8 protein-coding genes are annotated in these 12,331 nt (G+C 37.2%); 7 read left to right on the forward strand and 1 reads right to left on the reverse strand.

Annotation, left to right across the window (positions count from 1 at the left end; translation table 11 throughout):
* Positions 1–352: 352 nt before the first annotated feature.
* Positions 353–1,738, reverse strand: a complete 1,386-nt coding sequence (gene glmM, locus ACY2RT_RS11895) for a phosphoglucosamine mutase (protein WP_490156140.1) — start codon at positions 1,736–1,738, stop codon at positions 353–355.
* Positions 1,739–1,810: 72 nt separating this feature from the next.
* Between glmM and ACY2RT_RS11900 the strand changes: the two genes are divergently transcribed.
* From ACY2RT_RS11900 to ACY2RT_RS11930, 7 genes are all read left to right on the forward strand, one after another.
* Positions 1,811–2,395 carry an acyl carrier protein phosphodiesterase gene (locus ACY2RT_RS11900; RefSeq protein ID WP_490156141.1) on the forward strand — a complete coding sequence of 195 codons (585 nt, stop codon included), beginning with the start codon at positions 1,811–1,813 and terminating at the stop codon, positions 2,393–2,395.
* Positions 2,392–4,095 (forward strand): gamma-glutamyltransferase, encoded by a 1,704-nt coding sequence (ggt, locus tag ACY2RT_RS11905; RefSeq protein ID WP_490156142.1) that lies wholly within the window; start codon positions 2,392–2,394, stop codon positions 4,093–4,095. Before ACY2RT_RS11900 ends, ggt begins: the two co-directional genes overlap by 4 nt.
* Before the next feature lie 288 nt (positions 4,096–4,383).
* Positions 4,384–5,397 (forward strand): hypothetical protein, encoded by a 1,014-nt coding sequence (locus ACY2RT_RS11910; RefSeq protein WP_490156143.1) that lies wholly within the window; start codon positions 4,384–4,386, stop codon positions 5,395–5,397.
* Between the two features lie 98 nt (positions 5,398–5,495).
* A complete protein-coding gene (gene uvrA, locus ACY2RT_RS11915; RefSeq protein WP_490156144.1) occupies positions 5,496–8,327 on the forward strand; it encodes an excinuclease ABC subunit UvrA in 2,832 nt (943 codons plus the stop codon).
* An 84-nt stretch (positions 8,328–8,411) separates the two neighbouring features.
* The gene (locus ACY2RT_RS11920) at positions 8,412–9,101 is read left to right on the forward strand and encodes an LOG family protein (protein ID WP_490156145.1); all 690 of its coding nucleotides are present in this window, start codon (positions 8,412–8,414) and stop codon (positions 9,099–9,101) included.
* Between the two features lie 72 nt (positions 9,102–9,173).
* A complete protein-coding gene (locus ACY2RT_RS11925; protein WP_490156146.1) occupies positions 9,174–11,987 on the forward strand; it encodes a gluzincin family metallopeptidase in 2,814 nt (937 codons plus the stop codon).
* A gap of 9 nt (positions 11,988–11,996) precedes the next feature.
* On the forward strand, positions 11,997–12,224 hold the full coding sequence (locus ACY2RT_RS11930) for a hypothetical protein (RefSeq protein ID WP_490156147.1): 228 nt from the start codon (positions 11,997–11,999) through the stop codon (positions 12,222–12,224).
* The last annotated feature ends 107 nt before the right edge of the window (positions 12,225–12,331 follow it).

Raw genomic sequence — 12,331 nt, forward strand, 5'->3', positions numbered from 1 at the left:
ATGGAATTAGAATTTTATCAAATCAAAAATGTGGCATAGGTCTTAGAAAATTTGTCCGACTTTTTGTTGCAAGTCCAGCCAAAAAACAGGCCTTCATATGAATCAACAGGCGAGCAAAACAAACCTATGTACTTTTTTTTATACAAAATGTGGTAGGGTGGTACATTTCCATATTTTTTTCGATGAAATACTTATCCTTAAGCTGATTTACAGTAAACAACTGAGATTTTTTATCAATGAAGAAGGCAGAAACATAATTGTTGAATAAACTTTTTGAAAAACAAAAAAAGAAGTCGGTAGAGCTCCTAAAATTTAGCCCAACCTATTTTTTTAATGATAAGTAGGGTTTTATTTAATCTAAGAAAGTTTTTATCTCGCTAATAAACCTATCTGCTAATGTATCAGCTTCAGCTTGTGACTTTGCTTCGGTATAAATTCGAATGATAGGTTCGGTATTGGATTTACGAAGATGTACCCAATTTTCAGCAAAATCGATCTTTACTCCGTCTATAGTAGTAATCTCTTCCGAAGCATATGTTGTTGAGATCGCTTTCAAAATAGCATCCACGTCCAATTGTGGTGTTAGCTGGATTTTCTTTTTACTCATATAATAAGAAGGATATCGTTTTCGAAGCTCACTTACCGATAGATTTACCTCAGCTAAATGACTTAAAAACAGAGCAATTCCCACCAGGCTATCACGCCCATAGTGTAATTCGGGGTAAATAATCCCTCCATTCCCTTCACCACCGATCACTGCATTGGTTTCTTTCATTTTCTCCACCACATTCACTTCTCCAACAGCACTCGCAGTATATGATCCGCCATGTCCTTGCGTTACATCCCGTAAAGCTCTGGAAGATGACATATTGGAAACTGTATTTCCGGGAGTATGCTTTAAAATATAATCTGCTACTGCAACGAGTGTATATTCTTCACCAAACATCTCTCCTTTTTCATCTACAAATGCCAGGCGGTCCACATCCGGGTCCACAACAATTCCAAAATCTGCATCTTCTTCAACTACCTTGGCCATCAGGTCTGTCAGGTGCTCTTTTAAAGGTTCCGGGTTATGTGGAAAATGACCGTTAGGCTCACAAAATAATTTTACAGGATGTACTCCTAAAGCTTCCAACAATAAAGGTACTGCAATACCACCGGTAGAGTTTACACCATCCACAACCACTTTTAACTTTGCTTTTTTTATAGCTTCCACATTTACCAACGGAAGTTCCTGGATCTCATCGATATGCATATCGATATAGGCTTCATTCACAGTTATCTTTCCAAGAGTGTCTACTTCGTTAAAGTTGATCTCACCTGTTTCGGCAATATCAAGTATTTCCTGCCCAGCCTGTGCATTTAAAAATTCCCCTTTATTATTGAGTAATTTCAAAGCGTTCCATTGTTTTGGATTGTGGCTCGCTGTTAAAATAATTCCACCATCTGCATGTTCCAGAGCAACAGCAACCTCCACTGTAGGGGTTGTTGATAATCCAAGGTCAATTACATGAATTCCTAATCCAACCAGTGTATTCATTACTAATTGCTGAACCATTTCACCGGAAATTCTTGCATCTCTCCCTACTACAATACGATATGTTTCTTTGTCTCTTTGGTTCTTTACCCAACTACCATATGCAGCTGCATATTTCACGGCATCGATTGGAGTTAAATTATCGCCTTGTGTTCCACCAATGGTTCCACGGATTCCTGAAATGGATTTAATTAATGTCATTATCTCAATTTTTCAGCAAAGATACTTTTTTAAAAACACAATTCTTTGACACTATTTTGTAAATTGTACCGTATGAATTTTCTTGCACATATTTATCTTTCCGGAGATGATGAAGGAATTACCATTGGTAATTTTATTGCAGATGGAATTAAAGGGAAAAGGTATCTAAAATACCCCCAACAAATAAAAAAAGGGATACTCCTGCATCGTGCAATAGACAGTTACACAGACCACCACCCTACCGTTAGACAAAGTACAGCAAGACTTCATGAGAATTATGGGCATTATAGCGGTGTGATCGTAGATATTTTGTACGATCATTTTCTGGCAAAAAACTGGAGTGAATACCATCCGCAGCCTCTTGACGAATATGTAGAGGAATTTTATGAACTACTTCGAAATAATTTTCAAATATTACCGGCCCGCATTCAACGAATGATGCCTTATATGATAGCAGATAATTGGTTATTGAGCTATGCTACCGTACCCGGAATAAGTAAAATCCTGGCACAAATGAATGTAAGGACCAAACGTGTTTCTAAAATGAATTTTGCCGTGATCGAACTAGAACAATATTACGGCGAATTTGAAGCTGAATTCACCTCCTTTTTTAAAGAATTGATTAGTTATTCTTCAAAAAGACTAAAAGAACTATGAGACTATTTCATTACTTTTTTATTGTATTACTATTCGTTTCCTGTAAAAAGGAAGTTGAGCAGACAACTATCGAAATACAATCTAAGCAATCGGTCATAGCTGAAAAAGCAATGGTTGTTTCTGCAAGAGAGGAAGCATCAAGGATCGGTGTTGAAATTTTAAAAAAAGGTGGTAACGCATTTGATGCTGCTATCGCTACCGAAATGGCATTAGCAGTCGTATATCCCTATGCCGGTAATCTTGGGGGTGGCGGTTTTATGGTCTATAGAACACAATATGGAGAACTGGGTGCTTTTGATTATAGAGAAAAAGCACCTATTGCAGCTTCAAAGAACATGTATCTGGATGAAAATGGCGTATATCTTTCACAAAAAAGTAAAGTAGGAAGCCTTGCTGTTGGAGTTCCGGGTTCTATTGCAGGAATTTTTGCAGTACATGAAAAGTTAGGATCATTACCCATGGAAGAAATTCTAAAACCGGTCATACAATTAGCATATACAGGCTTTGCCGTAACCGAAAAACAAGCGGAACGATTTTCTAAGTATAGGGCTGCTTTTGAAGAAGTAAATCAGGAAACTTCCCTTTTTACCAAAGTATACAAAGCAGGTGATACCCTCAAAAATAAAGCGCTAGGAGCTACACTCAACCGGATCTCAAAAAATGGCCGGGCCGAATTTTACAATGGCGATACCGGTAGAAAATTGGCGGCATATATAAAATCCAAAGGAGGGATCATTACAATGGAAGACCTCAATGCCTACGAAGCCGAATGGCGAGAACCTATAGTATTTGACTACAAGGAACTAAGAGTGATCTCTATGTCTCCCCCTTCCAGCGGTGGTGTGTGCTTGGCTCAGATATTAAAAATGCTGGAACCTTTTCCCGTATCGGAATATGGCCATAATACCGTAAAATCAATTCAGCTAATTGCAGAAGCGGAGCGCCGTGCCTATGCAGACAGAAGTTATTATTTGGGTGATCCGGATTTTGTAGATAACCCTATCGATTCACTTATAAACGAGACTTATTTAAAGAACAGAATGGAAACTTTTTCATTTGAAGCTGCAACGCCTTCAGAAACAATTAGCTATGGTGATATTAGCGGTTATGAAAGTCCTGAAACCACACACTACTCAATCATAGACCAATTTGGGAATGCTGTATCCGTTACCACCACACTCAATTCCGGCTACGGGTCAAAACTATATTCTAAAGAACTGGGATTCTTTTTAAATAACGAAATGGATGATTTTAGTGCTAAGCCCGGAGAACCAAATATTTATGGCCTGGTAGGTGGAGAAAGTAATGCAATCGCTCCACAAAAAAGAATGTTAAGCTCCATGACTCCCACAATTGTGGAAAAAAATGGCAAACTATGGATGGTTGTGGGAACACCCGGAGGTGCTACTATTATCACCTCTGTATTGCAAACAATTCTCAATGTGTATGAGTATGATATGAATATGCAGGAAGCTGTGGATGCTCCACGATTCCACCATCAATGGCTCCCGGACGCTATTAGATATGAACTTGATATGTTTACGGAGGAACTTATACGGGAACTTGAGGAAAAAGGATATCCAAATAATACCGATACCGACCCAATAATTGGCAAGGTTGATGCAATTTTAGTGCTTCCGAATTTAAAATTGGAAGGAGGAGCAGACCGAAGAGGGGATGATACCGCGGTCGGATTTTAACAGCTAAAGCAGAATTTTAAGTATTTTGTCCGACAACTTTAACCTTATATCGAAATGTAGGTATTTTACTACAAAATGACGTTAAAAAGGCTAAATTTGAAGGTAATAACTATTAAACGTAGGAATTATCACATAAAAATACATAATTGTTTCGCAAAATTGGGGCTGAAAATTCACATTAAAATTGAATGAAGTTATTCAGGTAAAGTAACATTTCCTTTACAAGAGATATCCCCTTTCTTTTCAGAAAACAATTATCAATCATCTATTTTTTTGTGATTATTGATCATGAGAAGTAAATCTTTCTTTAAGGATTTGTTTGCCCTCTTCCCATTGCTCTTTAGTGGGCTTCTCTGTATTGCACTAATATTTCTTCTTTGGCAAAAGGTAACTACTACTCCTAATTTCACCGAAACGCTTACAAACCTTACTACAATTTTTATAGCAATTAGCGGTTTTTTAAGTGCGATTATCATGGTCTATTTAGCAATTTCTGTAGTAAATATGAAGAAAAGCCGCGCCATGGTCATTGATAATCTTGGAAAGGTTACACAAAAAATGCACCATTTCAGGTCGATCGTAGAACTACTCTTTCGTTCTAAAATCTGGCTTCCCGGACTAAGCGAATATATTGATGACGAATTTGCCGGGCTCACCTTTTTTGAAGTAAAAGAGTTTTATAAGGGAAAATCGAAAATCGCCATTGAATTTCTTCAGGAAAACCACGATTATGCAGACACCGAAAACTTGTATCTGGAATTGAAATCATTACTCATGACAAATCCAAAGGATAAAAATATTCCTGAGAATATCAGCTATCCAAAAATGTATAACAAAGGTATTGTTGAAAAATGGTTAGAGCACAAATGTGGTTCGGGGCTTTGGTACTACTTTGGTTACAAATTCGCGATTTATAAAGAAGCATTAGATCTTGGATCTGTATTTGAAAGGCATCAGGATAAGATCATGACTCTGGCAAATACAATAGACAGTGAAGCATTTGAAGACTCCTCATTCAATGAAGTTTTTCTCTCGAAACTAGGAGAATACATGACCAAGGAGGTTCTTCCTAAACTGTATCAGTTTCAAGACAAATCCGGTAAAAATATACCCGCTGTTATGCGCTATTTGTACAGTATCTTTTTACTACTAATTCTCTTTGGGGTACTGTTACCCTTGTGTTATTTGTTATTCAGTCTTCCAATACTAACTCTAATTATCAGTTTTGGATTTGTTATTAGTGTTATTTTCTTTATAAGCATTAGTTTCTACCCATTTCTATCCAGAGAAATAAACAGCTAAGGAATCGATTCATTTATTTTTCTTTTGTTCAAAAATTAACAATTTCAAACACGTTTCCCCCTATAAATTTTCAATACAATTGAGTACCTTTGCAAATTATGGTAAAAAGTAACGATTTTATTGAAGTTCTCGGGGCTAGGGTTCATAATTTAAAAGATATAGATGTTCGCATCCCCAGAGAGCAACTGGTTGTAATTACAGGGCTTTCAGGCAGTGGAAAATCTTCACTGGCCTTTGATACTATTTATGCGGAGGGACAACGGCGTTATATTGAAACTTTTTCAGCATATGCACGACAGTTTTTAGGAAGTCTGGAACGCCCGGATGTCGATAAGATCGAAGGACTATCACCCGTTATCGCTATTGAACAAAAAACAACGAGTCGCAGTCCGCGTTCAACTGTAGGCACCATCACTGAAATCTACGATTTTCTTCGGCTTTTCTATGCACGCGCCAGTGATGCATACAGTTATAATACCGGTGAAAAAATGGTAAGTTATAGTGATGAACAGATCAAACAACTTATCATCAAGGATTTTAACAATAAAAAAGTAAGTGTACTCGCTCCCGTAATTCGTTCCCGTAAAGGACATTATCGTGAATTATTTGAACAGATCGCCAAACAGGGTTTTTTGAAAGTACGTGTGGATGGTGAAATTATGGATCTGGTTAAGGGAATGAAGATTGACCGTTATAAAACACATGATATTGAAATCGTTATAGACCGTCTAAAGATCTCCGAAGAAAGTGATACAGACAAACGTCTTTCCGAAACCATTATTACGGCAATGTATCACGGCGATGATGTACTAATGGTCTTAGATAACGAAACCCACGAAGTTCGTTATTTTAGCCGCTCCCTGATGTGTCCGTCCAGTGGTATTTCCTACCCCAACCCGGAGCCCAATAACTTCTCTTTTAATTCTCCAAAAGGGATGTGTCCACATTGTAAAGGGCTGGGACAATTATATGAAGTAAACCTTGATAAAATTGTACCTAATAAAAATTTATCTATAAAACAAGGTGCTTTGGCCCCTCATGGACCACAAAAAAGCAATTGGATCTTTAAACAATTAGAGCTTATTGCCGAAAGGTATGGTTTTAAATTAAGTGATCCTTTTAAAAACATTCCACAGGAAGCTAAGGATATCATTTTTTACGGTGGAAATGAAAAATTTGATATAGAATCCAAAACCCTGGGAATCACCAGAACGTATAAAATAGATTTTGAAGGTGTGGCCACTTTTCTTCAAAATACGTTTGCAGCAAATGAATCTAGGTCATTACAGCGGTGGGCAAAAGAATATATGGACAAAATTTCTTGTCCGGAGTGTGAAGGTTCCCGTTTAAGGAAGGAATCTCTTAATTTTAAGGTAAACAGCAAAAATATCGCCGAACTGGCACATATGGATGTGGTTGAGTTAGCAGATTGGTTTGCCGACCTGGAAAAAGACCTCTCCGAAACTCAAATTAAAATTGCTTCGGAAATCATTAAAGAAGTAAGATCAAGACTCCAGTTCCTGGTAGATGTTGGTTTAACATACCTTGCTTTGGACCGGAGTTCGAAATCACTTTCGGGAGGAGAAGCACAGCGTATCAGACTTGCAACTCAAATTGGTTCGCAATTGGTAGGTGTACTTTATATTCTGGATGAACCAAGTATAGGGCTGCATCAAAGAGATAACGAAAAACTGATCCATTCTTTAATTCAGTTAAAAAAAATTGGCAATTCAATTATTGTAGTAGAGCATGACAAAGATATGATCGAGCATGCAGACCATGTGATCGATATTGGCCCGGCGGCAGGAAGGCACGGTGGAGAAATCGTTTCAGAAGGTACGCCTTCAGCAATAAAAAAACACCATACGCTTACTGCGGACTACTTAAACGGAACCAAAGAAATTGAAATTCCTAAAAAAAGAAGAAAAGGGAATGGCAAAGTGTTAACGCTTAGTGGTGCCACCGGAAATAATTTAAAAAATGTTTCAGTTACTTTCCCACTAGGGACAATGATTGGGGTAACAGGTGTTTCCGGGAGTGGAAAATCCACATTGGTCAATGAAACGCTCTACCCTATTCTAAATGCTCATTTTTTTAACGGTGTAAAAAAACCAATGCCCTATAAAAAGGTTGACGGATTAAAACATATCGATAAAGTTATAGACATTAACCAATCGCCTATTGGACGTACTCCTCGTTCCAATCCGGCAACCTATACGGGTGTATTCTCTGAAATCAGAAGTCTTTTTGCCAAAGTTCCCGAGGCAATGATACGTGGTTACAAGCCAGGAAGGTTTAGCTTTAATGTAGCTGGAGGCCGTTGTGAGACCTGTAAAGGAGGAGGACTGCGTGTTATTGAAATGAATTTCCTTCCGGATGTCTATGTAGAATGTGAAACCTGTCAGGGAAAACGCTTTAACCGTGAAACACTGGAAATTCGTTACAAAGGAAAGTCTATTTATGATGTGCTGGAAATGACCATTAATGAAGCCTGTGATTTCTTTGAATCGATCCCAAAAATTTACCGAAAACTAAAGACTATTAAAGATGTTGGTTTGGGTTATATTACACTGGGACAACAATCTACAACACTCTCTGGAGGAGAAGCACAAAGAATTAAACTAGCTACAGAGCTTTCAAAAAGAGACACAGGAAACACTTTTTATATTCTGGATGAACCTACAACAGGCCTTCACTTTGAGGACATTCGTGTCTTGTTGCTGGTACTCACCAAGCTGGTAAATAAGGGAAATACGGTAGTAATCATTGAACACAATCTGGATGTAATTAAAACCGTTGACCATATTATAGATATTGGCCCGGAAGGAGGCAAAAAAGGTGGTGAAATTATGGCACTGGGCACACCGGAAGAACTTATAAAAGATAAAAAAAGCTATACAGCGAATTTTCTTAAAAAAGAACTACATTAGCCCTTATAATCTATGTACATTAGGGTAATCTTACCTATAACTGTTCATAAGATATACTTTAAACTGAAGATTGAAGATTAATTGATGAGAAACGAAAGTACACCGAAGAATTGGAATGAAGTGAAGTCAAATGACTCTTGGGCGATCTTTAAGATCATGGGAGAGTTTGTGAACGGATATGAAAAAATGAGCCGTATTGGCCCTTGTGTGTCTATCTTTGGTTCTGCAAGAACCAAACCTGACAATAAGTATTACAAGCTGGCAGAACGTATTGCAAAAAAAATAACCGAAAATGGTTATGGGGTTATTACCGGTGGTGGGCCGGGAATTATGGAAGCCGGTAATAAAGGCGCCCATCTGGCAGGAGGTACATCTGTAGGATTAAATATTACACTTCCTTTTGAGCAACATGACAATCCTTACATAGATAGTGATAAAAGTATCGATTTTGACTACTTCTTTGTGCGTAAGGTAATGTTTGTAAAATATTCTCAAGGGTTTGTTGTAATGCCTGGCGGATTTGGGACGTTAGATGAATTTTTTGAAGCTTTTACATTGATACAAACACATAAGATTGATGAATTCCCGCTTATTCTGGTTGGCACCAAATTTTGGTCCGGTTTAATGGATTGGGTAAAGGATATGCTTTTAGAGCAAAGCGGAAATATTAGTCCGGAAGATTTGGATCTGGTACATATAGTCGACACCGAAGATGAAGTATTAGAGATATTAAATGATTTCTACGATAAATTTAATCTAAGTCCTAACTTTTAATCCTATTATTATCCCCGTAATATGTACAAAATAACACCTACTTCCTCTTAACACAAAAAATTAATAAAATTCTTGAAAGCAAGTAGGATCCTCATATATATTATTATTTTTTACACTGCATCTATAGGTGCCCAGCATGATATTACTATTGATGCAACTCTAAAACCTGCAAAAAAAGAAGTTAATATCACTCAGCAAATTACGTATCATAATACCTCCGGTATTGCTTTAAATGAACTTTATTTGAACGATTGGGCCAATAGTTTTTCCAGTAAAACAACGCCACTTGCTAAACGTTTTGCCGAGAATTACGATAGTTCATTTCATTTTGAAAATAAAAAGGATCGAGGTAAAACAACTATATATAGCATTACCAACCGCCAATCTTTCCCATTAGAATGGCAACGTGGAGATGAGGCAGATATAATCAAAGTTGTTTTAGATAAACCGCTTCAGCCAAATGAAAGCTACATCCTCAATCTTCAGTACACCGTAAAGGTCCCTAATGATCGCTTTACACGATACGGAGTTTCCAGAACCAATGATTTTAAATTGCGGTATTGGTACATATCACCGGCTGTTTTTGACGGAAAATGGCATGCATATAGTAATAAGAATACCGAAGATCTCTTTTTATTACCTTCCAACTTTTACATAAAATTTCATACACCCAAACAATACAGGGTTGTTTCAGATTTTGATGTGGTAAAGGAAGAAAATTCAGGAGCCAATAGAATAACACAGCTAAGCGGAAAGAAACGGGTTGGTGCTATTCTTCATTTAGAAAGAATCAGATCGTTTGAATCAATTGAAACAGATAAGGTAGAGGTCGTTACCAATATTCAGGGGAAAAAAGTCACCCCCGTTATTCGTGCTCTTGTAATAGACAGAATTGTACATTTTTTGAATGACAAATTAGGCTCCTACCCGTTTAAGAAAATGGTCATTAGCGATGCCGAGTATAGAAATAACCCCGTTTATGGCCTAAACCAATTACCGGATTTTATAAGTCCGTTCCCTGATGGTTTTGAATATGATATGGAGCAACTCAAAACCATTAGCCGGAATTATATTAAGAACACGCTTCCGCTACACCCCAGAGAAGATTACTGGCTTACCGGTGCCTTACAGATTTATTTAATGATGGAGTATGTAGATACTTACTATCCAAAGATGAAGATCATAGGAAACCTAAGCAATTTCTGGGTGATACGATGGTCACATGCTTCCAAATTAGAGTTTAATGACCAGTACCCATTGCTATATCTTAATATGGCCCGTAATAATTTGAACCAGTCACTAGCAACTCCAAAAGATTCATTGGTGAAGTTCAATAAGAACATTGCCAATGATTATTACGCCGGAGATGGCCTCGAATACCTTTCAGATTATTTAGGAAAAGAAGCTTTGGCGACCAGTATCAAACAATTCTATACTGAAAAGAAATTGCAGAAAGTAACGCCTTCAGATTTTGAAGAAATTTTATCTCAAAATACAACAGCTCCTGTTAATTGGTTTTTTGACGATTATGTCAATTCTGAGACTACTATAGATTTTAAAATAAAAAAAGTACGAAAAACAGGAGATTCTTTAGAAGTAGTTGTAAAAAATCTTCGAGACAATACAATGCCGGTTTCATTATACGGAATCAATAAAGACAGTATTATCTTTAAGCAATGGCTACCTCCAATAGATTCAACCTTCACAACTACAGTTTCAGCAAAAAACGTTCGAAAGCTTGCTCTTAATTATGAGGCTAAAATACCGGAATACAATCAGCGAAATAATTATAAGAATGTAACCGGACTTCTCAATAGACCTATACAATTCAGGCTATTTCAGGATGTAGGAGACCCAAAGTATAATCAGTTGTTCTTTATGCCGGTATTTCAGTACAATCTATATGATGGATTTTCAGTTGGCCCCAAATTATACAACAAAACTGTACTGCCAAAAGCATTTCATTACAATTTATCGCCCCAGTACGGATTTCGGTCTAAAACATTGATAGGAAGTGGTTCCCTTATGTATACCCAAAACTTTAAAGACAACTCCCTCTATGCAATGCGTTATGGGATTGCAGGAAGTTATTTTTCTTTTGATAAGGATTTATTCTACAAGCGACTAAGCCCGTATATGACTTTTGCCTTTCGGAATAAGGACCTGCGTGATAACAAGAAACAATTTATCAATCTGAGAAGTGTAAATATATACCGGGACGAAGACCCGGAAAAGCCTAATGAAACTCCTAACTATAGTGTATTCAATGCGCAATATGTGTATTCAAACCGAAACCTCATCAATTACTTTCGCGGTATTGTTGACTATCAAATTTCCGATAAATTCAGTAAGATTTCTACAACACTCGAATACCGAAAATTGTTTCTAAATAATCGTCAGTTGAATCTACGGTTATTTGCCGGAACCTTCGTATTTAATGATACAAGAGAAGGCGAAGATTTTTTTAGTTTTGCTTTAGACAGACCCACAGATTATCTTTTAGACTATAATTACTATGGGAGAAGTGAAGATGACGGATTATTTAGCCAGCAGCTTATCATTGCTGAAGGCGGTTTTAAGTCAAAATTAGACCCTCCTTTTGCCAATAGCTGGATCACAACACTTAATGCCAGCACCAATATCTGGAAATGGATCTATGCGTATGGAGATGTAGGACTGGTACATAACAAGAATAGAGGAACCCACTGTGTATATGACACCGGAGTGCGTACCAGCCTTGTGGCAGACTATTTCGAATTATATTTCCCTTTATATTCCAATCTTGGTTGGGAACCCGGCTTAGGTAATTACAGCCAAAGAATTCGTTTTATTGTCACCCTGGACCTCAAAACATTGTTAGGCCTGTTTACTCGTGAATGGTATTAAAACGTGATTATGAATTTACTGAAGAATTGGCGTATTATCATTTTACTTTGTTTCACCCTGGGATTAGCTCCTTTTTTTCCCGAACCCCATATATGGGGAAAGCTTAAATGGATTGCAGGAGGAGCAGAGGGCATGAAACCATTAGACTGGTTTGATGTTTTATTACACGGGTTCCCGTTTGTTCTGCTTATTAGACTATTGATCTTTAGCGTATTTCTGAAAAAGAAAAAAAACTGATCTTTTAAATTGCCCGGATTCTTCTTTAGGGTATTTATGTGAAATACATAAGGGTTTTTCCTGACTGTAAATCAGTTGTTTACCTAAGTGATAATGAAACGACAACA

This window comes from Ulvibacter sp. 2210JD10-4 (assembly GCF_058148525.1).

Bases quoted from the DNA above. Each gene is read 5' to 3' on its own strand.
- glmM (WP_490156140.1), bottom strand. From the start codon at position 1,738: ATGACATTAATTAAATCCATTTCAGGAATCCGTGGAACCATTGGTGGA.
- ACY2RT_RS11900 (WP_490156141.1), top strand. From the start codon at position 1,811: ATGAATTTTCTTGCACATATTTATCTTTCCGGAGATGATGAAGGAATT.
- ggt (WP_490156142.1), top strand. From the start codon at position 2,392: ATGAGACTATTTCATTACTTTTTTATTGTATTACTATTCGTTTCCTGT.
- ACY2RT_RS11910 (WP_490156143.1), top strand. From the start codon at position 4,384: ATGAGAAGTAAATCTTTCTTTAAGGATTTGTTTGCCCTCTTCCCATTG.
- uvrA (WP_490156144.1), top strand. From the start codon at position 5,496: ATGGTAAAAAGTAACGATTTTATTGAAGTTCTCGGGGCTAGGGTTCAT.
- ACY2RT_RS11920 (WP_490156145.1), top strand. From the start codon at position 8,412: ATGAGAAACGAAAGTACACCGAAGAATTGGAATGAAGTGAAGTCAAAT.
- ACY2RT_RS11930 (WP_490156147.1), top strand. From the start codon at position 11,997: ATGAATTTACTGAAGAATTGGCGTATTATCATTTTACTTTGTTTCACC.